Raw genomic sequence first — 19,608 nt, forward strand, 5'->3', positions numbered from 1 at the left:
CGTGGCAGAAAGGAAAATATCCAAAAGCAACAGAGGGTTTAAAGGGGTATGGATTCCTTCACACATTTGGCTGGATAAAAACCTAACAATTCAAGAAATGATGTTTTTGGTTGAGATTGACAGTTTAGATATAAGTGACGAGGGATGCTATGCCAGCAACAAGCATTTTTCCGAGTTTTTCGGATTAACAAATGGCCGATGTTCTCAGATAATTTCAAGCCTTCAAGAAAAGGGTTATATAGCTATTTCATTCATTTACGGAAAGAACAAAGAGATTGATAAACGTGTAATTAGGGTAGTTAGAAAATTAAATAGGGGTATTAAATATTCTAAAGGGGGGTATTTAGAAAATGCTAAAGGTAGTAATACATCTTTTAGTAATACAAAAAACAATATGTCGAGCAAGCCCGACTTGATTCCTTATTCTGAGATTATTACCTACCTGAACAACAAATCAAGTAAATCATTCAAGGTTACTCAGAAATGGAAAGACCTTATCAAAGCAAGATGGAACGAAGGTCAACGCTTAGATGATTTTAAAAAAGTAATTGATGTGAAAACAAACCAATGGTTGAACAACCAAGAAATGAATAAGTACCTAAGACCAGCAACACTCTTTGGAAATAAGTTTGATGATTACTTGAATGAGTATCGCCCACAAGTTAATTCTTCAATCTCCGATGAAATCGCTGAATCTCAAAGGAGGTTGTCTGAAGCCTATGAACAATGAGTTAAAACTTGTGGCTGAAATGCTAAACAATCCATCAATCATTACCAACATTGATATTGATTCAGAATGGTTTGAAAGTCCCCAGTGCAAACTGATTGTAGAGTCAATGACGAGACTGCGAGGAATGAAATACACCACCGAACAGGTCCATCGGGAAATGCGAACCATTGACTACTTCAAAGCAGGGACAGCAGATGAATTAGACATCTTGAAGAATTCTGCGAATCAGCTTGGAATCGAAAGAGAACTAGCACGAATCATACACAATGATTATCTTGATCGCAAGTTGCATTCAGCGTCCATAAAATACGCCGAGACGCTTTCTAAGACAGATGGTGATAAGTTAACACGCTTGCTAGAAGAAAAGCGTGACGTGAACCATATTAAGTCTGATGGCAAGTTGGACAAAGCTTTCGCAGAATTTACAGATAGCTTAGATAAACCAAGTGAAGTTATGACAACTTACAAACCTTTAGATGCATTTCTTGGAGGAGGCTTCACAGGAGGAAAGCTAATTGTCTTGGCTGGGCGACCAGGTACAGGAAAAACAGCTTTCGCATTGAACATTATGCACAGACTATTTTCAGACAATGACAATGTACAGTGTGATTTCTTCACTTTTGAAATGGGTCAAAATGAATTGATCAAGCGCCTTATCTCGAAAGAAACAAGAATCAATTCTATGCTGTTCGTTGGAAATAATAAACTGTCAGACGAAAACAAAGTAAGAGCCAGAAAATCATACGAGGACATGAAGAACAGGTTCGATATGCGAGTGTACACTTCGGAATATTCCAATCTAAACGATATCAAGTATGCGATCAAGCAGCGATTAAGCGACAAACGGTATGTAGTGTTTGTGGACTACGCTGGGCTGATAACTGTCAATGATACACGCAAAAATGAACGGCAAGTCATGAACGAGGTCACACGAGAGTTGAAAAAGCTGACAACTGATTACGGCATCACGATCGTTTTGTTGGCTCAACTAAGTAGGGCGGTAATGAACAGAGAAGATAAACGTCCGATACTCAGCGATTTGAAAGAATCAGGCTCGCTTGAACAAGATGCCAATGTTGTGCTTTTGTTATCTGCTGATGAAAAAGAAGAGCGTAAGATACGGTGTGATGTAGCCAAAAATCGAGAAGGGATGACAGGTATAGCACCGTTTATATTCGACAAGAAGTTTATGGATTTCTCAGTAGACTTTGACGAATGGAGAGGCTAGATGGACGGGAAAACATATCTGGCTATCTTCAAAGAAAACGGCCTTGTGCGATCGGACTTAGTCAAAATATTGGAACATCAAGTTAAGGTGTTTCAAGAAAACAATATGCCAGCGAATGCAGAAGAAGCTAAGTGGTTGGCGATCGAAATAGCTGAGGAAGAAAAAGCGCAAGGCTATCCATTCTTAAATGGCAATGAAACTAGAGAACAAATCGCCGAAAGATATCTGAATGCGAGGAGAAAGATGTGAACGAACTTGATTTACAAAAGCAAATCAGAAATTCACTCAAGGTCATCGGGCATGATTGCTGGAAAGTTGATACAGGGCCAGTCAAACGAGCTAGCCATAAGCAAATGAATCTTGAAAAAGGATTCCCTGATTTGTTCGGATTTCGAAAAGATGACAAACGGATTTTCTTTATAGAAATCAAAATGCCAAAAGGAAAATTAAAAAATGAGCAAAAAGAGTTCCTTTTAGATAAAAACCGGAAAGGTTGTCTCAATGGAGTAGCTAGGAATCTTGTTGAAGCAATCGAAATAATACAAGGAACACGAACGATCGAAAATGAATTGGAGGAATGAATGTGAGTGAAGAAAATAGCATTAACTTAAAAGCAATAGACGGTATATTTCAAGCATCCAACTGGAATATTGAACCAACAATCACCATTCTTGGCGTGACATATACCGCTAGTGAATTTAATAAAGCTGTTGAAATGTTAAAGCAACCGCAACTCAACGAGCAACAGCAGATTGCAATAAACAACGCCAAGAAGTCTTTTGAAAAAGGGGCAGATTTATACGACTGTGCCATTGATATGATGCTATACGATGGCTTAACGGATAAAGAATGGGCAAAAGTAACTGTTGCTTTCTTGTTGTGGGCGCAGAAACGGGAGGAAGAAAAATGATTAACAACGTAACTTTACAAGGAAAACTAGGCAAGGACATCGACCTTAAATATACGCAAAGTGGTAAAGCAGTGGGCACAACAAGTATTGCAGTGGATCGTGATTTTAAGAACGCCAATGGCGAAAAAGAAACAGATTGGGTGAACATCGTGTTCTGGGGGAAAACTGCTGAAACAGTTGCGAACTACTTCAGAAAAGGCGACGAAATTCTAGTTGTCGGAAGAATCCAAACTCGCAGCTACGAAGATAACTCAGGCGGTAGAAAATATGTAACAGAAGTTGTGGCGGACAAGTTTAGCTTCACAACTGGTCGCAAGAGCCAAAATACACAAGGTGGCGGCGTTTCAAATAGTCAAACAACTAATAATGCCAACGCTCAACAAAACCGCAACAATGTTCAATCAGACCCATTCAGCAATTCATCGATCGATATTGATGATAGCCTTCCATTTTGAGAGGTGAGCAGATGACACCAACTCAAATACAAATCAGAAACATGTCGGATAAGGACCTAGTATGGAGAAAGAAAGTGATCGACAGCCATGTCGAGAGATTGCTCAAGCAACAAGAATGGCTAGCCGAGGAAATGGAGCGGAGGAGTAAAGCATGAAACTAGCAGACACAGTAACAGGCGTGCAAGACGGTAAGTATAGCCCGCCGCCACGAGTAGTCAGAAAGCAACGTAGAGTAAAAGCAGGCATCGAGTATTGGTGCGTGACCGAACGGTTTACAAAACCTTTCAAAGCAGTGTGTGTCAAAGTTCTTGAGAACTCAGCTATTGTGACGTTTGGCAGCGATCGGACAGTAGTTAAATTGCGAAATATGAAGAGGGTGGAATGATGGCTAACAAAGAAGATTTATATCGGTTGGAAAGGTTAGTTAATACGCCAGGTGCTGACGAAGACGAAATCAGAGTTTTGAGAAAGGCTTTGTGGGGAAAGAGTTACGATCGACCAAAGCAGAATAGATACAACTCAACACCTGTCAGATTTACTTTTCCAGATGGTGAAGTCAAAGAATTCAGCACACAGCGTGAAGCCGCGGAGATATCAGGGCTGAACAAATGGACTTTGGATCGAGCATGCAGATTGCAGATACCTTTGAAGAAAGGCAATTTCGCAGGTGCAACGGTCGAGATATTGAGTCAGTAATCGGAAGAAATTACCAACTAGGAGGAAGAGTGATGGTGCAAGTAGAAGTTCTAAAGTTCATAGGATTTGTAACGGAAATATCACCGAAGGCATTCATCAATCGAAGAAATGAACTAATCTTAGTCCCAACCAAGAATATTTATTTTAACTTAAACGGCGTAGAGTCAAAAAGAGATATAACAGTAAAGATATTTCATTGGCTATCAAGACCAGCGCATAAAGGGGTGGGCAGTTATTGGGAAAACCGTATCAGAGCAATCATCAATAACTACTTACAAACTGACTTTAACCGAGATGATTTTGATTTAATCTACACAGAATTGGGTAATGCAATAAATCCAGAATTAACAGAAAAATTCATTGACTCGGATTATGATCTCAAAGTACTGGAGGAAGAATGATGATTCTTAGACCAGTAGTAATTCGAGAGAAGAAAGAAGAGCATGCTTTTAGTGAAATAACGAGTGTGCGGTATTGTGTTAGTTGTGAATACACAGACACAGAAATAAAAGGCAAATTTCATCAGTGGATATCCGAATATGCTGCTAACGAGTATGGAGAAAGATCCAACCTATACGCAGTAGTAGAAATGAACGATGGAACAATAGCGCTATATGAGCATGACTTGATAAGGTTTATCGATTAATTCCGCAATCGTCAGCGATAGCAAACAGGAGGGATAAGAATGAAACACATCATTACCACTGACCACGAGGAACAAGGTTGGCTTGATGCTTTCAATGATTGGGCAAATTTTTCATACAAAATGAATCAAGAAGTCAAAGAAGAAGATCTGGATTCTGTAAGGAAAAATATTTACAGATTTAACAATGAGTTTGCTTGCGGGCCCGCTATTCGTTTGATTGAACAGGAGGGATAAGATGGTACCGAGATTTAGATGTTGGGATAAAGATAGTAAAGTCATGAGATCTTTGAAGGATTTAATTCTAACAAAAGATGATGGAGACGATTTTTGGCTAATTGGCTATAAAGAAAATGCTTGCATTACATCCTTCGATCACGATCAAATCCTCATGCAAGCCACTGGATTACTTAATTGTGAAACAGAAGATGGAAAAAATGTAGAAGGATGGGAAGGGGACATTGCAGATGTTGGATGGTCCGAACAAACTGGAGACTTTAATTCGCACAGAATTATTTTGAAAAGTCCGTTTGATTATTCTACAGATGAAGCTAGATGGCTGATCCATGCTGAATACATCATCATTAGAGGCAACATCTACGAGAACCCAGAACTATTGGAGCAAGCCAATGAAAACTAGCCACGCAATAATGTTGATACTGCTGACAATCGCTGGCTTGAGTTGGCTATCCTATACAATAGTGGACCAACAGGAACAAATTGAGCAGTTACAAGAACAACTGCAGCATGAGCAGAGGAAGTACAAGATTATTATTAACGATCCGTTAGTCAGGGATGCGATGGAAGCAGGAGGATGAAAATGGTACTACCTAAGAAATCAAATCATGTTCGTGAAGTTAAAATGATGGAAGTTATTCATGTAGTTTCGTTCGAAGGTGTGGGAACCGAAGAAAACCCAGCAAGGTTGATCGATGAATATTACTCCAAAGAAGGCGCCTTGCTAGCAACGAAAGATGAATGGCTAGAGCGGGAAATTGAGAAGGTACAAAAATGACAGAAGCGGTTTTGATATTTGTAGCTGTAATAGCGGCAGTATTCGCAAGTGTGATTTTTGGTAAGGAAGACAATAAGGAGGGCAAGTGATTGGAGAAATGGCGTGTTGAACGAGTCAAGGCAGTGTTGAAAGATTACCGAGATACGGATAAGTACGTCAGAAAGCTTGAAGAAGAGATTCGAGTTCCGTATCGAGAAGAGGATGTTAATGGGGATATCAAGGGAACAAGAAGCGACAGCGATTTGATGTTCGGCACATTGTGGACCATCGAGACGGATAAGCAGATTCGGCGGTTGAAGCGTAATAAGCAGATTGTACAAGAACTTCTCGATGAGTGCGGTAGTGACACTGAGACGATCATTCGAGAGTTGTATATCAAACGATTTCCACAATACACGATGCAAGGGTTGGTGGAACAGAGAATCATCCTTGCTAGTGTGAGCACGGCGAAGAGATTGCGTAATAAGTTTTTTGAAGAAGTCGATAAACAGCTTGATTTATGAACCTTTTTTGAACTTTTTGAGGTATGAAAATGTTATAAAATAGTATTATCAGATATCGCCCACAAGCACAACGGCATTCAACCTCCTTTTGATACGTAAAAATTATTCTGTGGGCGATAGTCACTACAGGGTGACATTAAATGCCTATGATGGTTACGACTACCGAAAAAAGATCGTTAAGAAGCTATACGGTGCTACGTACGGCAATGTAGTAAGTGTGCTATCTGTACACCGCCAAGCTTCGGTCACTGTGGCGGAGATCCGCACAATCTGGGCGTGAGAATTCACGAGATATAGAGTGTAATTAACGGAGCAGAGAGGTCCCAGTCCGTATTACCGAGTGGGGCAGTACCACTCCAGTGACATTGAGATTGAACAAAAGCACGTGGCAATCAGCCCTTGAGTTATCCCAAGGCTTTTGTCGGATAAACAATCTCAAAACACGGGACTTAGATCCCAGAAAAAAGCGCGCAGAGGGTTGCTCCTCAGTTGGTGTGGTCGAAGGGTGACGGCTCATAGAGGCTGACGGTTCGACACCGTCCTCACCAATTAACATTAAGTTGGACTTGCTAGGAACACGGCAGGTTGCCTTACGCAGGCTTTGTGAGCGGTCTGTGATGAAGGAAGGGATTCAAAGTTAAATGAGTAAGCCAAGGTCAGGGGCGATATTCTGATCCAGTGTTCAGGTGTTTCGCTACCTTGATGCGAATAGACAAAGAAGCAACCGAGGATTGTGGCATAGTGGGATATGGTGGCTCGAGATTGCGAGCGTGTAGGTTGCTTTTTTTATAGATGTTAACTGCCTAGTCGCAGTTCTAATAGGATGATATACGGAATGCCGTCAGAGTATCCTTATATCAAAATAACTGTCTCACCTAGTTCATACTAATGCGGGAGGCATCTTTGCTTGTTGGGCATCCTTAGAGCAAATCTGACAATAGAACCCCGTACACCTCTTAACAATGTGTCCCAAGCGGGGACGTACATATCAAAGTCACTCATTGCGAGTGGCTTTTTATTTTGGATAAAGCGAGGTGGCAGACATTACTAAATGGACGGAACAACAGGTTAAACGATTGTCGGAATTGGCAAATGAAGGACTAACAAATATAGAAATAGCGCCTATGCTGTCAGAGGAGTTCGGCGAAGAGTTTTCTTGGCCAAGCGTTAGAAGTAAACGTGCCAGGTTGAAGTTGCCACCGAGCGAAAAGAATATGCGTGTTAAGCAAACAGATAAGACTAAGAAGAATGTAGTATCTACAGAAATCAAATCAGATGGTACTCAGACAAACCTTATTAAACTGCGTATGACTGAAGAACAGTCAAAGAATCCAGATTATGTCCTACAAGCACACGGATACGATCCCGATAACTGGGAACTGGTCCAAGCGACTAACAACATCTGGGAACAGAACAACCAAGTAGATGGACTTATACAGCTTTATCAATCAAAGATAGTTGTTAAGCCAAGGGCGACAACGAGCATTCAAGCGTTGGCTACGAAATTGCTGCAAAGTACTAAGCCGATTACAATTCAACCAATTATCAAAGGGAAGTGCAATCTAGTCATACCGTTGGCTGATTTGCACTTCCCTATTTTGTCGGAACGGAAATTTGAAACCTATCTATCCGATGTATTAGCAATCATAAATAAAGGCTATAAGACAATCGTTATAGAAGTGTTAGGGGATATCTTTCACTCAAACGCTATGAAGGCAAGCCAAACAATCAAAGGTACCCAACTTGAAGATGTGGATATGGTCGAAGCAATTGAGTTGGCTAAAACATTCTTCATTACGCTGATAGATGAATCATTAAGAAAAAGCTCAGAGGTGCGGATTGAATTTGCCAGTGGTAATCACAGTGACTTTGAGTATTTGTTCCTAATGTACTTAGAAACACTCTATCCACAAGTAACGGTAAACAAACACAACCTACCAAGGATCGCATATCAGCTAGACAATGTAGGCATTATGCTCACTCATGGACACTTTGGCAAGAAGGGCGATTATCCTATGCTATTCGCTACCGAGTTTCGAGACGTATGGAGCAAGAGTAGCTGGCTTGAGATTCACCAAGGGCATTATCACTCAATGGAAGCTCAAAACCTTAAAGGCGTTATTCACCGGCAGTTAGGAACAATAAAGCCTAACGATCAGTATGAGTCGGAGAATGGTTACACAATGAACTATAAGAGCACACAGGCCTTTGAGTATTCAGCAGACAAGCTGAAAGTAATCTATGAGTTGGGGTGACTGATATGCATTACTATTACATCCAACTATCAGTAGGAATACTTAGACATAAGAACATCCGACAAGCGGAGTTGAAACCAAAGCACACGTTGCTTGAATGCTATCAGCAGTTTAGTGACGAGTATATCGATCGGCATAGGTTGATATACATTGGGCATGGTTGGAAGAGTGAGTCGCATATTGTAGAGAGGTTAAGGAGGTATGGAATGTGAGCAAAGAGAATGAAGAGTTACTTAATATGGGCATGGGGATTCTCAAACATGCAGATGCAAGCAAATTAGAATCAGTGAATGTAGATGTGAGTAAGCGTCCAGATGGCTCTAAGAGAATTGCTATCGAGTTGGTTTATCCTGAAGAAGTCGACAGCAAGGACTATCATATTCACACAGGGAAGATTACAGGAAAAACTATTACCAGACCGCTATCTGATATCATGAAAGATTCACAGGATCAACGGGGAAGGATCTTAGGTTACTAGAATGGTACCTAGACATATATCACAACCATTCTATAAGTCTAAGGCATGGCGTAACTGTAGAGCAGGATATATCAAATCAGTTGGTGGATTGTGTGAGAGATGTATAAAGAAGAACAAGATTGTCAAAGGATATATAGTCCATCATAAGCAACACCTAACAGAGGAGACTATACATGATCCAGATGTATCACTGGCATGGAGTAACTTAGAATACTTATGCCTTGATTGTCATAACAAAGAACATTTCGAAAAAGAAAAAATAATTAATGATGATGTAATGTTCGATGGCAACGGCAACCTTATCCCCCGTTCGAATCGAAAAAAATAAATCGGTTAGGAATCGGGGATGGAACTCCGAAAAACACACAGGGTAATTTCATATAACCCCCACCCCAAAAGAAAGGAGGATTTAGATGGACGATAAGAAGAGGAAGCGCCTAGTAACGAACGAGATAAAGCGACTAACGGATATCTTTAAGGAAGTTGACAGCAAGAAGCAACGAACAATCAAAGGTTTAATTGAAGAATCAGCGTTTATGAAGGCAACATTGCTCGAATTAAAAGAAATTATTCAAAATGAAGGCGTAATTAACGAGATGCCGCAAGGTGAGTACTCAATCATGCGTGAGCACCCTGCTTTGAAGTCATACAACACAACTATCCAACGATATACGACAGTTACTGAGAAACTTCTTGGCTTGTTGCCTAAAGATGCTCCTAGAAATGACGATGGTTTATCTGAATTCAGCGCCTTTCTAAGTGAGAGGGCGGATTGATGTGGACTATCAAGAAACGAACATTTTCAAATACTGGAAAAGCTTCAGGCAAAACGGCGGAAGCATAGTAGTCTCTTTAAAGATATTCAAACTATATAAAAAGCTAGTCGCTGATCTGCAAAATACAGAAACCGACTATTATTTTGATTCAAAACGTGCGAAACACCCGATTGACTTCATAGAAAAGTTTTGTCACCCGTCAAAAGGGAAACAAGCGAATAAGCCTTTGAAGTTAATGCTTTGGCAAAAAGCAATGATTGAAGCGATATTTGGATTTGTGGATATCGAGGGCAATAGAAAGTATCAGCGAGTGTTTTTACTCATAGGTCGTAAGAATGGTAAGTCAGCAATCGCTTCAGCAATCGGACTTTACATGATGATTGCCGATCAAGAAAACGGATCTCAAATATTAGCAACGGCTGCTAAGAAAGATCAAGCGAAAATCATTTGGCAAGAAGCGAAATTGATGGTTAAAAAATCACCAACGCTTAGAAAAATGATTAAAGCCAGAGTTGCCGACATGGTAGCCGAATTTAACGATGCTGAATTTAAACCCTTGGCTAGTGATTCGGATAGCTTGGACGGTTTAAACGCTCATTGCTCCTTGATGGATGAAATTCATTCGTGGAAAGGACGTGGCGGACGTCCACTGTATGACGTAATCGTTGATAGTATGTCCGCTCGTGAACAACCTTTGATTTTGATTACTACAACTTCTGGTACAACTCGTGAAGACATCTTCGATGAACTTCGGGAGGAAATGGGAGATATCATTGATGGATGGGATAATGCTGAAGGCTATCATGACGATCGCACAATTCCATTCATGTACGAATTAGACGATCCAGAGGAGTGGCGAGACGAAGAAATGTGGGTCAAAGCTAATCCGGGAATCGGCGTTATCAAGAAATTGCAATCATTAAAGGAAAAAGTTGACCTTGCGAAACAAAATCCTCGTATGGTGCGCAACATGCTTTGTAAAGAGTTCAATATTAATGAATCCGATACTGACGCATGGTTAAGCTTCAATGATTTCAACAATGAATCAACCTTCAATGTGCTTGAACTCAAGCCAAGGTATTTTATTGGCGGTATTGACTTGTCAGCAACCACTGACTTAACTTGTGCGAATGCAATATTTGGCATCAAGGACGAGCCTAACAAGCTTTATGTCATGCAACAGTACTTTATGCCAAGAGACTTGTTTGAAGAGCGTATGAAGGACGATAAGGTGCCATATGACAAATGGAAAGACCAAGGCATTATCACCCTTTCTGGTGACAGCAAAGTGGATTACAAGGATATAACAAAATGGTTCGTAAAATTGCAGATGGAATACGATATTTATCCGTTCAAAATTGGCTATGATGCTTGGAGTTCGGCTTATCTGATCGATGAATTGAAGAATGCGTTTGGACCTTCTGTTCCTGAAGCTGTTTACCAAGGGTTCAAATCTCTCTCTGCTCCTATGAAAGCATTGGGTGCTGATTTAATGAGTGACAATATCAATTACAACAATAACGGGCTGTTAAAATGGTGTATCTCTAACACGCGTGTAAAAACGGACGAGAATGCCAATATAAAACCTGTTAAGGGCAACAACCCGAGAAAACGTATTGATGGTTTGGCAAGTCTTTTGGACGCTTATGCAATCTATGAGCGCTATATGGAAGAATACCTTGGGTTGATTTAGAAAGGAATGGATGTAATGGAAAATAAAAGTTTGATTATTTGGTTTAATAATGGCGGAACGGGCAAATACGAAATGGTTTCAGAATTTAAAGAAGAACTAGGGCTAGGTTACATTATGTTTGAATATTTTGGTATTAGCACACAGGTTCGACGGAAAGCCACTTTCATGCTTAACAACATTGCGGGATATGCTTTTGAAAAGTAATTAAATACTTTTGAATTTAGAAAGGGGTGAGAAATTGAAATTATTTAATCGGAAAGTAAACGAAACTCCGAAAACTGTAACGAAGTTTCAAATGATTGACGAACCTAGTTCTGGATTTGTTGGATTCAGCGGGAATGTTTATGAAGCCGATATTGTGCGAAGCGCTGTACGACCACTTGCAAACGCAGTTGGTAAGACGGTGCCTAAACATAGGTTTGGTGACAAGATTAATCCTAACATTGCTGTATCGATGGTGCTTCAGGAACCCAACGCCATAATGAGCATGCAAATGCTGCTTGAAAAAACGATTTGGCAGTATCGGGTAAATGGGAATGCCTTTATTTATGTGGAAAAAGATGATAACGGAAAGCCCGTTGCGCTTTATCCAATCGTTTCTCACTCTCTGGAGTTATTAATTAGCCCTAGTGGCGAGTATTTCATTAAGTTCGTTCTACGTGATGGCAAATCCTATACCTTTAGATATCGGGACCTCATTCACATTCGAAATGACTTTACTTCGAATGAAATATTGGGTGATAGCCTAGCACCGTCTCTCTTACCATTGCTTGAAGTGGTCCAAACAACCGACCAAGGGATCATAGCAGCGATTCGAAACTCAAACGTTGTTAAATGGCTGCTAAAATTCAATCAAACATTGCGACCTGAAGATATCAAAGAAAATACGAAGCAGTTTGTTGAAGATTTTCTTCGGACAGATTCAGAAGGTATTGGAGCCGCTGGTGTCGATTCTAAGGCTGATGCAGTTCAGGTGCAACCTTATTCCTATGTTCCTGAAAAAGAACAGTCAGCCGCAACGAGACAGCGTATTTTAGACCTTTTCAACTCCAATGATTCAATCATTCAATCGAATTTCACTGAGAACCAGTGGATTGCCTATTATGAAACTCAAATCGAGCCAGTGTTGATCCAATTATCAGATGGATTTACAAAGGCTTTTTTTAGTAGGCGAGAAAGAGCATTGGGTAATTCAATTATGTTTGAATCCAACAATCTTCAATTTGCAAGTATGCAAACGAAGTTACAAATGGTTGGCTGGTTAGATCGTGGTGTGATGACTGTGAATGAATACAGAACAATTGCATTGGGATTAGAGCCTGTCGAAGGCGGAGATATGCGCTTACTTCGAAAAGACACTGACAGAATTGGGCAAAACAATATAAGAGAGGGGGGTGCAAATGAAGAAGATTCAGCTTAAAGGCGATGTCGTTTCCGACAATGTGGGTAAATTGTTCGATTGGTTTGACCTAGATTCAATTTATCCAGGTAACGTCAAACGAGCATTAGAAGATGCTGGAAGTGAAGATGTAGAAATTACATTAACCACAAATGGCGGATCGGTATTTGCCGGACAAGAGATTTACGACATTATTAAAAACCACGAAGGCAAAACGACTGTTAAGTTAAGCGGTCTGGTAGCCAGTATCGGTACATTGATTACATGCGCATTTGATGAAGTGCTTGTAAGTCCTGTATCTACGTTTATGATTCACAATCCAACGTTAGCTGATGTTAGTGGTGAGAAAAAGGATATGGAAAAAGCGGCTCAACTATTAACTACCGTTGAAAATTCTTTGCTAGATGCTTATGTAGCAAAAACAGGACTAGACAAAGAAGGCTTGGCAGATTTAATGGCCAAAGAGACATTCATGACCGCACAAGAAGTAATTGATTATGGATTTGCTGATGGAATGGTTGAAGATTCAGAAAACGAGTTGCTTTTAGTAGCTGGTTTCGATAGTTTAGCCAATTCGTCATTTATCAAAAAACTACAAAATATGAAGGACAAAGAAGAACGTGATTTGGCAGAAGCTAAGTTGCGTTTTTTGCGTTTCAAGGAGGATAAAAAATGAATTTCGACGAAATCCAAAAATTATTAGAAGAAGGCAAGACAGCAGAAGCGAATGCAGCATTGGATCAACTTATGAAAGACAATCCAGAAGCTAAAGCAATCTTTGAAGAACCAAAAACAGCGAAAGTCGAAGACAAAGCGCTGGAAAATAAAAAACCAGAAGAGGTGGCAAATTTGAAAAAAGTCGGAGAAGTGAAAGATGTAGCAACACCAAAATATGAAGAAGTATTTGCGAAGATTTTAATGGGACGCGAACTTGATCCACAGGATAAAGTAGCTTACGAAAAAGTAAACAATGCTGCATATACTCACCAAGTAGCAAACCAACCTATTTTGATTCCAGAAACAACTATGGCTGGAATTTTAGGATTAATTGAAGAACAACATCCATTTTATGGAGCGATTCGCAAATTGAATGTTCGAGGTAATCTGACAATCAAGCAACATGTTTCTGTTGACGCAGGGGATGCAGACTTTGTCGATGAAGGCACTCCAGCAGAAGACGAGAAAAACACATTTGCTGAAATCACCTTGACTGGATTTGAAGTAGCAAAACTTGTCCGTGTTTCATTCAAATTAGAAGCTATGTCTATCGAGGAATTCATTCCTTATATCCAAGCTGAAATTGCTGATCGTGTAGGACGTACCTTAGGTAAAGCTATTTTCACTGGAACTGGTGTAAAACAACCTAAAGGTGTTTTGACGGTTTTATCTGAACAATCAGGAACTCCGCAAGTTGTGACTGCAACTGATACTATCAAATATGCAGATCTTACCAATTTACGTTCTAAATTAGTCTCTCAATTTGCTGCAGGTGCTAAATTTTATGCTAAATCTACAACTGTATGGAACGATTTGGCAACAGTGTTAGATGGTACTGGTCGACCTATCTTCATCCGAGAAGTAGTTGATGGTGGTGTGGGTACTATTTTTGGTATCCCAGTTGTTGAAGATGATGGTGTTCCAGCGGGCGAAGTTGTATTAGGCAACCCAGCTGCAGGTGTGGTACAAAATACAAACGAGCCATTCTCTATCCAAACTGAACGTAGTGTAGTAGATCGTGAAACTCGTTATCAAGGGTACACAGTACTTGATTGGGCTGTAACTTACACTCAAGCGTTTGCTCATTTGAAAGTAACAGCGGGGGAGTAATTTCCCCTACTTCGTTAGGGGTAGCCGACTTAGAAAAGCCGACTAGTGACAATACTATTGTGGAAATCAAAGCCTATTTAGATACGGTTGGTATTTCTTACAAATCCAATGCTACTAAATCAGAATTATTGGAATTGGTAGGTGAATAGATTGGAAAGTAATTTGTTAGATAACCTAAAAAAACATATCCGATTAGAGGAGGGCATGGATGATTCTATGCTCTCTTTTTATGCTGAAGCAGCGAAACGATACGTAAAAAAGAAAATCGGCTATGAGCAAGAGTATTTAGAAATTATGGTTACTACGATCATGTTTGAACACCGACTTTCATCTGACGATCTCAAAGAAGCGTTGATGGCCTTAGAACCTATTTTCGCTTTGGAGGTGTTGACTGATGAGCCTACTTAATGATTTACAGTGGATTGCCGAGTTACAAAAGATTGAAGAAATTGTAGATGACAACGACAGACCTGTTGAAGTTAGGACGAAAGTTCGTGATTTGTACTATATAGAAATCGGAATAACGGCAGAAGAAAAATACCTATCACAGCAAGCCAAGACGGACGTTGTGAGGCGCATTAAATGTCGTTGGGATAAATCTATCACAGAGAAGACAAATGGCGTTAAAATCGACGGTATTGCGTATAACATAGCACGCATTTATACGTTGCCAAAGGGTAGGGAAATGGAGTTGAGTTTGACGTATGTTAATTAATTTGGATGACTTAAAAACCGCCCTCAAAGCAACAAACTTGCCAGTTACACGTGATAAAGCAGTTAAGGGTACGAATTATCCATATATCATTTATTCAAATGTTAGCAAAAGTAAAAAAATGGCTTCTTCAAAAGTCCATAAACGAATGCCTTATTATCAAGTGTCATTATTTACGGCAGGTACTGAACAAGATTTGAGAGTTCTGGAACATGCATTGGAAAACGCAGGTATTCTCTATACGGATTTTGTAGGTATCCAAGGCGATGAAAACGATGATACGATCACAAATTTTTATACTTATGTGAGGTGCGTTGAAGATGCCTAGTAATAAGAATGGATTTGCTGAAATGTCTGATATATTGGGCGAGTTGAGCAGGGTAGATCCTGTCAAAGTTTCTTTGGAGTCATTAGAAGAAGCCGCAAATTTCTATGTCGACAAAATGTTGCCACGTATACCTAAAAGCTTAATGAAAAGAAAACATATGCGAGATCAAATCAAGGTTGTGGTAGAGAAGGACAGAGTAAGAGTTGCTTTCGAAGATACAGCGTATTATTGGCGATTCGCTGAGAATGGGACCACTAATCAAAGAGCGCAGAACTTTGCTAGTGGGACTTATGAACAGAACAAAAATAAAATCGAAGAAATCATGACACAAAAGATCATGGATCTTTGGGGAGGTAATTAATTTGGGCAAAACAGATGTATTGTATTTTGAAGGCCTTGAGGATATCTTGATCGCTATGATGTCTCCCGAGGCACAAGACGGCGTAAACAAAGCACCAGAATATGGCGAAATTGTAAGACTACCTATTGCCACAAAACTGGCTGTAAAAGGTAACGGAACAACGTTAGAAAAATGGGCATCAAGCAAGATGTTCCGCCGTGTATCACGAGAAACAAAACACGAATTAGGATTGGACCATGTGGGAATTCCTATTGATGTCATGGATGAATTGAAAGGTTTGGTTGCTGAAAGCGGCGTAACCTTCTCGAAAAATATCGCTCGTGAATTCCCGTTTTTTGCATTTGGATTTATCGGCAAAATCGAAGGCGGTGGTCGCAAAGCAGTATGGTATCCGAAAACTCAGTTATCTAATGTAATTGATGAAGAGTATGCAACCGAAGAAGACGAAACAAAGATCGACGATGTAACGGCAAACCTAGTATCCACTGGCTTGAATTACAACAATGTAATGTATTCAAGTTTTGATTCAAATAGAACTACCGGATCTCTTGAGCTATTTGAAAAATTCATTGCACAGCCAATCTATTCTGAACAACAATGGCAAACAATTGCTGCAGCTACTCCTCCAGTGGGTGGTGGCGAGTAATGGCTAGATTAGTTGACTACGGAATTAATATTGACGACTTAGGCAACTCTCGTGTGGTTAATATTAAAGGGCATGATTTTCCTGTTGTATTTACTATGGAAACGATGGAATATATTGCAGATGTATATGGGGAAGACTACTCGAAGTTCGAAAATGATATGAATCTTTTGATCAATAAAAGCGATGGGGAGATCAATTCTCGTAATTTGACGCCTGCTGATTTAAAAATCATGCGCTCGTTGATTTATGGAATGCTGCGCACTGGTGGTTTAGAAGAAGATCCTCAAACTATCTTCAAATTCTTAGGTATGAACGGCGATGTCTTACAGGCTTATGGGGCATGCATGGAAATTTTTAGTAATCAGAAGTTTCAGGTTGAAGACTTAAAAAAATCGAAGAAGCCACAAGATTATCAAACTCCTCAAAAGAAAAAAGGAAAAAACAAGAAGAAACACAAGAGATAGGAACTCCATGGAGCTTCTATCTCTATGTTGCCCTCACTCTACTTAATTGGAGTGAGGAATTTTTTTTAAAAGCAACACCTAACTTGTGGCTTAAATCTTATATCCAGTGGTTGAAAAGTAATACGGAGTTTGAACCACCGGAAACGAGAACAATGGATCAAAGCCCTTGGTGGTAGGAAAGGAGTGCTAAGATGGCCGTAAGAGAGGTAGACACAGTCTTGAATTTTAAGACAAATGGAGAAGTCAATTACTCTAAAACGATCAAGGAAATCAATCGCGAAATGAACTTAGCAGCTACTGAGTACAAAAACCAAGTGTCTGCTATGGATAAAGACGCAACAGCAACTGAAAAACTGACTGCTGCGAAAAAGAAACTCGAAAATCAGTTGTCGCTCGCTGAAAAGCGAACAGAACTTTTGCGAGAACAATATGAAAAATCAGTAGAAGAAACTGGTAAGTACTCAGCAGAATCTGAAAAACTTTATAAGAAGATGCTTGAATCCGAAACGGGACAAAATAAATTAAAGGCCGCTTTGGATGAAACGAATGAAGCACTAAAAGAACAAGGTGATGTATCTATTGATACAGCCAAAAAGTTACAAAAAATTGAAGAAGCTGGCGAAAAAGTTGCGGGCGTTGGCAAGAAAATGACTATAGGCGTTACAGCACCAATTCTGGCAGTTGGGGCTGCTGGGTTAGCTGCATTCTCAGAAGTTGATGAAGCGTTAGATACGATCATAACTAAAACTGGAGCAACAGGCGATGTTGCCGACAGTTTGGCAACTTCGTTTGAAAACGTTGGCTCAAATACTCACTTAGAACTACAAACAGTCGGGGAAGCAATTGGTGAAGTGAATACCCAATTTGGTTTCATGGATAAAAAACTGGAAGATTCAACCAATTATATCCTTCAATTTGCTGAAATTAATGGCACAGACGTTTCTCAATCCGCTATCTATGCAAGACAGGCTATCGAAGCCTATGATTTGTCCTATGATGATTTGAATAAAGTGTTGGATGTTACAACCAAAACGTCTCAAAATACAGGTCAAGCAGTAGATAGTCTGTTTGATTCGGCTATAAAAGGTGCCCCACAAATCAAACAGCTAGGTCTAAGTTTTGGCGAGGGTGTCACATTGCTGGGACAATTTGAACAAGCTGGTGTTGATGGAAATGCAGCGCTAAGCAGTTTGTCCAAAGCAACAGTTACCTACGCTAAAGATGGAAAATCTCTTTCAGAAGGTTTAGGTGAACTTCAAGACAAAATAATGAATGCTAGTTCAGAAACAGATGCAATCAACGCTGCTGCAGAAGTTTTTGGTACCAAAGGCGGCCCAAGAATGGCAGATGCGATTCGAAGAGGAACATTAAACCTAGAAGACTTGGCAAAAATCGCCGATGAAAGTCAAGGTTCGGTTGGAGAAACATTTGAAGCTACGCTAGATCCAATTGATAAGTCTAACCAAGCAATGAACAATGCAAAATTAGCTTTAGCAGACGTCGGCGAATCCGTCCAAATAAGCTTATTGCCTTTCTTTGAAATGGCGATTGATGCTTTGAAAAGTTTTAAAAGCTGGTGGGATTCTCTGGATCAAGGTACCAAGAACTGGATTATTACGATTGCAGGGATTATAGCAGCTGTCGGACCGGTTTTAGTGGTTTTAGGAATGCTTATGAGTTCGGTTACCAAGATTGCGACTGGAATAAGGGTTTTACAAGGTGTATGGTCAGGGATGACAGCATTACTAGCAGCAAATCCTTTTATTCTTGTAATTGCTGGTATTGCATTGCTCATAGCAGGATTAGTTCTTGCCTACAATAAAGTGGAATGGTTTAGAAATGGAGTTAATGCATTTTTCAGAGGTGTTTCGGATGTAGCAGTAGAAGTGTTTAATTTCATGGCTGGTTACATGAGCAATATTTTTGGAGGAGTCATACAAAATTTCCAAAACTTTTTCGATGCAGGCAAGAGAATTTTCACCGGATTTATAGATTTTATAACTGGAATTTTCACTGGAGATTGGGAACGAGCGTGGAATGGTGTTGTAAATATTTTTGGCGGTATTTTTGATATGATTGCTGCTATGGCTAAAGCACCACTAAACACAATGATTGGATTGATCAATGCTTTTCTAGGTGGTCTTAATAACATTAAAATTCCTAAATGGGTTCCTGGCGTAGGCGGAAAAAGCTTTAGCATTTCTACTTTGCCTTATTTGGCAGGTGGCGGTCATGTATTGAATGGCCAAGCGATCGTTGGTGAAGCTGGACCAGAATTGCTTACGAATAAAAACGGCAAGACAACTGTTACTCCGTTATCAGACGAAGAAAAACGGAAAGGCATTGGTGGCAAAGTACAGCCTTCTAAAGTGGAACAACATATCCACATTGGCAATGTCGATGCGAATAACCCAAGCGAATTAAACAAAATGAACCGTAAATTTTACCGTGCAAGCAAACAGGCACTTGCCGGTGTGGGAGGTTAGTAG

The 19,608-nt window shown here is 40.0% G+C and carries 31 protein-coding genes; all 31 read left to right on the plus strand.

The window, feature by feature from the left end; genetic code table 11:
- Position 1 precedes the first annotated feature (1 nt).
- Entirely contained in the window at positions 2-730 is a 729-nt protein-coding gene (locus IGI82_RS07065) for a conserved phage C-terminal domain-containing protein (protein ID WP_324186758.1), read from the plus strand.
- Positions 720-1,958, plus strand: a complete 1,239-nt coding sequence (locus tag IGI82_RS07070) for a DnaB-like helicase C-terminal domain-containing protein (protein ID WP_438841964.1) — start codon at positions 720-722, stop codon at positions 1,956-1,958. Before IGI82_RS07065 ends, IGI82_RS07070 begins: the two co-directional genes overlap by 11 nt.
- Positions 1,959-2,207 (plus strand): hypothetical protein, encoded by a 249-nt coding sequence (locus tag IGI82_RS07075; protein WP_438841965.1) that lies wholly within the window; start codon positions 1,959-1,961, stop codon positions 2,205-2,207. It begins immediately after the preceding gene.
- Complete coding sequence (locus tag IGI82_RS07080; protein WP_438841966.1) at positions 2,204-2,539, plus strand: VRR-NUC domain-containing protein; 336 nt, start codon at positions 2,204-2,206, stop codon at positions 2,537-2,539. The genes IGI82_RS07075 and IGI82_RS07080 overlap by 4 nt, the downstream gene beginning before the upstream one ends.
- Before the next feature lie 2 nt (positions 2,540-2,541).
- Positions 2,542-2,868, plus strand: a complete 327-nt coding sequence (locus IGI82_RS07085) for a hypothetical protein (RefSeq protein ID WP_438841967.1) — start codon at positions 2,542-2,544, stop codon at positions 2,866-2,868.
- Positions 2,865-3,323 carry a single-stranded DNA-binding protein gene (locus IGI82_RS07090; RefSeq protein WP_438841968.1) on the plus strand — a complete coding sequence of 153 codons (459 nt, stop codon included), beginning with the start codon at positions 2,865-2,867 and terminating at the stop codon, positions 3,321-3,323. Before IGI82_RS07085 ends, IGI82_RS07090 begins: the two co-directional genes overlap by 4 nt.
- 151 nt (positions 3,324-3,474) lie before the next feature.
- On the plus strand, positions 3,475-3,708 hold the full coding sequence (locus tag IGI82_RS07095) for a hypothetical protein (RefSeq protein WP_016611916.1): 234 nt from the start codon (positions 3,475-3,477) through the stop codon (positions 3,706-3,708).
- A complete protein-coding gene (locus tag IGI82_RS07100) occupies positions 3,708-4,019 on the plus strand; it encodes a hypothetical protein (RefSeq protein ID WP_438841969.1) in 312 nt (103 codons plus the stop codon). Before IGI82_RS07095 ends, IGI82_RS07100 begins: the two co-directional genes overlap by 1 nt.
- Before the next feature lie 32 nt (positions 4,020-4,051).
- Positions 4,052-4,420: a hypothetical protein gene (locus IGI82_RS07105; RefSeq protein ID WP_230209446.1), complete on the plus strand. Its 369-nt coding sequence runs from the start codon at positions 4,052-4,054 to the stop codon at positions 4,418-4,420.
- Complete coding sequence (locus IGI82_RS07110) at positions 4,420-4,665, plus strand: hypothetical protein (RefSeq protein ID WP_171918296.1); 246 nt, start codon at positions 4,420-4,422, stop codon at positions 4,663-4,665. Before IGI82_RS07105 ends, IGI82_RS07110 begins: the two co-directional genes overlap by 1 nt.
- Positions 4,666-4,704: 39 nt before the next feature.
- Positions 4,705-4,899, plus strand: coding sequence for a hypothetical protein (locus IGI82_RS07115; protein ID WP_438841970.1), 195 nt, complete (start codon positions 4,705-4,707; stop codon positions 4,897-4,899).
- Between the two features lies 1 nt (position 4,900).
- Positions 4,901-5,302, plus strand: coding sequence for a YopX family protein (locus IGI82_RS07120; RefSeq protein ID WP_438841971.1), 402 nt, complete (start codon positions 4,901-4,903; stop codon positions 5,300-5,302).
- Complete coding sequence (locus tag IGI82_RS07125; RefSeq protein ID WP_438841972.1) at positions 5,292-5,480, plus strand: hypothetical protein; 189 nt, start codon at positions 5,292-5,294, stop codon at positions 5,478-5,480. Before IGI82_RS07120 ends, IGI82_RS07125 begins: the two co-directional genes overlap by 11 nt.
- 2 nt (positions 5,481-5,482) lie before the next feature.
- Entirely contained in the window at positions 5,483-5,677 is a 195-nt protein-coding gene (locus IGI82_RS07130) for a hypothetical protein (RefSeq protein WP_438841973.1), read from the plus strand.
- 89 nt (positions 5,678-5,766) lie between these two features.
- Positions 5,767-6,180, plus strand: a complete 414-nt coding sequence (locus IGI82_RS07135; protein ID WP_016611240.1) for a phage transcriptional regulator, RinA family — start codon at positions 5,767-5,769, stop codon at positions 6,178-6,180.
- A 1,034-nt stretch (positions 6,181-7,214) separates the two neighbouring features.
- Entirely contained in the window at positions 7,215-8,435 is a 1,221-nt protein-coding gene (locus tag IGI82_RS07140) for a helix-turn-helix domain-containing protein (RefSeq protein WP_438841974.1), read from the plus strand.
- A gap of 208 nt (positions 8,436-8,643) precedes the next feature.
- Entirely contained in the window at positions 8,644-8,913 is a 270-nt protein-coding gene (locus IGI82_RS07145; RefSeq protein ID WP_438841975.1) for a hypothetical protein, read from the plus strand.
- Between the two features lies 1 nt (position 8,914).
- On the plus strand, positions 8,915-9,241 hold the full coding sequence (locus IGI82_RS07150; protein ID WP_137264651.1) for an HNH endonuclease: 327 nt from the start codon (positions 8,915-8,917) through the stop codon (positions 9,239-9,241).
- Between the two features lie 85 nt (positions 9,242-9,326).
- Positions 9,327-9,689 (plus strand): hypothetical protein, encoded by a 363-nt coding sequence (locus IGI82_RS07155; protein WP_257601796.1) that lies wholly within the window; start codon positions 9,327-9,329, stop codon positions 9,687-9,689.
- 1 nt (position 9,690) lies between these two features.
- A complete protein-coding gene (locus IGI82_RS07160; protein WP_438841976.1) occupies positions 9,691-11,382 on the plus strand; it encodes a terminase large subunit in 1,692 nt (563 codons plus the stop codon).
- A gap of 15 nt (positions 11,383-11,397) precedes the next feature.
- A complete protein-coding gene (locus tag IGI82_RS07165; protein WP_272017498.1) occupies positions 11,398-11,586 on the plus strand; it encodes a hypothetical protein in 189 nt (62 codons plus the stop codon).
- Between the two features lie 34 nt (positions 11,587-11,620).
- The gene (locus IGI82_RS07170) at positions 11,621-12,802 is read left to right on the plus strand and encodes a phage portal protein (protein ID WP_438841977.1); all 1,182 of its coding nucleotides are present in this window, start codon (positions 11,621-11,623) and stop codon (positions 12,800-12,802) included.
- Positions 12,783-13,457, plus strand: coding sequence for a head maturation protease, ClpP-related (locus IGI82_RS07175; RefSeq protein ID WP_438841978.1), 675 nt, complete (start codon positions 12,783-12,785; stop codon positions 13,455-13,457). The genes IGI82_RS07170 and IGI82_RS07175 overlap by 20 nt, the downstream gene beginning before the upstream one ends.
- Entirely contained in the window at positions 13,454-14,608 is a 1,155-nt protein-coding gene (locus IGI82_RS07180) for a phage major capsid protein (RefSeq protein WP_438841979.1), read from the plus strand. Before IGI82_RS07175 ends, IGI82_RS07180 begins: the two co-directional genes overlap by 4 nt.
- 141 nt (positions 14,609-14,749) lie before the next feature.
- Positions 14,750-15,016 (plus strand): head-tail connector protein, encoded by a 267-nt coding sequence (locus tag IGI82_RS07185; protein ID WP_311902532.1) that lies wholly within the window; start codon positions 14,750-14,752, stop codon positions 15,014-15,016.
- Positions 15,003-15,323, plus strand: coding sequence for a phage head closure protein (locus tag IGI82_RS07190; RefSeq protein ID WP_272017504.1), 321 nt, complete (start codon positions 15,003-15,005; stop codon positions 15,321-15,323). Before IGI82_RS07185 ends, IGI82_RS07190 begins: the two co-directional genes overlap by 14 nt.
- Positions 15,313-15,648 carry a hypothetical protein gene (locus IGI82_RS07195; RefSeq protein ID WP_438841980.1) on the plus strand — a complete coding sequence of 112 codons (336 nt, stop codon included), beginning with the start codon at positions 15,313-15,315 and terminating at the stop codon, positions 15,646-15,648. The genes IGI82_RS07190 and IGI82_RS07195 overlap by 11 nt, the downstream gene beginning before the upstream one ends.
- Entirely contained in the window at positions 15,641-16,009 is a 369-nt protein-coding gene (locus IGI82_RS07200) for an HK97-gp10 family putative phage morphogenesis protein (protein ID WP_137264644.1), read from the plus strand. The genes IGI82_RS07195 and IGI82_RS07200 overlap by 8 nt, the downstream gene beginning before the upstream one ends.
- 1 nt (position 16,010) lies before the next feature.
- The gene (locus IGI82_RS07205; protein WP_438841981.1) at positions 16,011-16,655 is read left to right on the plus strand and encodes a major tail protein; all 645 of its coding nucleotides are present in this window, start codon (positions 16,011-16,013) and stop codon (positions 16,653-16,655) included.
- Positions 16,655-17,119, plus strand: a complete 465-nt coding sequence (locus tag IGI82_RS07210; RefSeq protein ID WP_086269598.1) for a hypothetical protein — start codon at positions 16,655-16,657, stop codon at positions 17,117-17,119. The genes IGI82_RS07205 and IGI82_RS07210 overlap by 1 nt, the downstream gene beginning before the upstream one ends.
- A 191-nt stretch (positions 17,120-17,310) precedes the next feature.
- Positions 17,311-19,605 (plus strand): phage tail tape measure protein, encoded by a 2,295-nt coding sequence (locus IGI82_RS07215; protein WP_438841982.1) that lies wholly within the window; start codon positions 17,311-17,313, stop codon positions 19,603-19,605.
- Positions 19,606-19,608: the final 3 nt, after the last annotated feature.

This window comes from Enterococcus sp. AZ067 (assembly GCF_051715005.1).
Classification (GTDB): domain Bacteria; phylum Bacillota; class Bacilli; order Lactobacillales; family Enterococcaceae; genus Enterococcus_D; species Enterococcus_D casseliflavus.

What these genes read in the sequence shown, in the direction of transcription:
- IGI82_RS07070 (WP_438841964.1), top strand. Translation starts at nt 720, where the DNA reads ATGAACAATGAGTTAAAACTTGTGGCTGAAATGCTAAACAATCCATCA.
- IGI82_RS07075 (WP_438841965.1), top strand. Translation starts at nt 1,959, where the DNA reads ATGGACGGGAAAACATATCTGGCTATCTTCAAAGAAAACGGCCTTGTG.
- IGI82_RS07090 (WP_438841968.1), top strand. Translation starts at nt 2,865, where the DNA reads ATGATTAACAACGTAACTTTACAAGGAAAACTAGGCAAGGACATCGAC.
- IGI82_RS07095 (WP_016611916.1), top strand. Translation starts at nt 3,475, where the DNA reads ATGAAACTAGCAGACACAGTAACAGGCGTGCAAGACGGTAAGTATAGC.
- IGI82_RS07100 (WP_438841969.1), top strand. Translation starts at nt 3,708, where the DNA reads ATGGCTAACAAAGAAGATTTATATCGGTTGGAAAGGTTAGTTAATACG.
- IGI82_RS07105 (WP_230209446.1), top strand. Translation starts at nt 4,052, where the DNA reads ATGGTGCAAGTAGAAGTTCTAAAGTTCATAGGATTTGTAACGGAAATA.
- IGI82_RS07110 (WP_171918296.1), top strand. Translation starts at nt 4,420, where the DNA reads ATGATTCTTAGACCAGTAGTAATTCGAGAGAAGAAAGAAGAGCATGCT.
- IGI82_RS07115 (WP_438841970.1), top strand. Translation starts at nt 4,705, where the DNA reads ATGAAACACATCATTACCACTGACCACGAGGAACAAGGTTGGCTTGAT.
- IGI82_RS07120 (WP_438841971.1), top strand. Translation starts at nt 4,901, where the DNA reads ATGGTACCGAGATTTAGATGTTGGGATAAAGATAGTAAAGTCATGAGA.
- IGI82_RS07125 (WP_438841972.1), top strand. Translation starts at nt 5,292, where the DNA reads ATGAAAACTAGCCACGCAATAATGTTGATACTGCTGACAATCGCTGGC.
- IGI82_RS07130 (WP_438841973.1), top strand. Translation starts at nt 5,483, where the DNA reads ATGGTACTACCTAAGAAATCAAATCATGTTCGTGAAGTTAAAATGATG.
- IGI82_RS07150 (WP_137264651.1), top strand. Translation starts at nt 8,915, where the DNA reads ATGGTACCTAGACATATATCACAACCATTCTATAAGTCTAAGGCATGG.
- IGI82_RS07155 (WP_257601796.1), top strand. Translation starts at nt 9,327, where the DNA reads ATGGACGATAAGAAGAGGAAGCGCCTAGTAACGAACGAGATAAAGCGA.
- IGI82_RS07165 (WP_272017498.1), top strand. Translation starts at nt 11,398, where the DNA reads ATGGAAAATAAAAGTTTGATTATTTGGTTTAATAATGGCGGAACGGGC.
- IGI82_RS07175 (WP_438841978.1), top strand. Translation starts at nt 12,783, where the DNA reads ATGAAGAAGATTCAGCTTAAAGGCGATGTCGTTTCCGACAATGTGGGT.
- IGI82_RS07180 (WP_438841979.1), top strand. Translation starts at nt 13,454, where the DNA reads ATGAATTTCGACGAAATCCAAAAATTATTAGAAGAAGGCAAGACAGCA.
- IGI82_RS07190 (WP_272017504.1), top strand. Translation starts at nt 15,003, where the DNA reads ATGAGCCTACTTAATGATTTACAGTGGATTGCCGAGTTACAAAAGATT.
- IGI82_RS07195 (WP_438841980.1), top strand. Translation starts at nt 15,313, where the DNA reads ATGTTAATTAATTTGGATGACTTAAAAACCGCCCTCAAAGCAACAAAC.
- IGI82_RS07200 (WP_137264644.1), top strand. Translation starts at nt 15,641, where the DNA reads ATGCCTAGTAATAAGAATGGATTTGCTGAAATGTCTGATATATTGGGC.
- IGI82_RS07210 (WP_086269598.1), top strand. Translation starts at nt 16,655, where the DNA reads ATGGCTAGATTAGTTGACTACGGAATTAATATTGACGACTTAGGCAAC.
- IGI82_RS07215 (WP_438841982.1), top strand. Translation starts at nt 17,311, where the DNA reads ATGGCCGTAAGAGAGGTAGACACAGTCTTGAATTTTAAGACAAATGGA.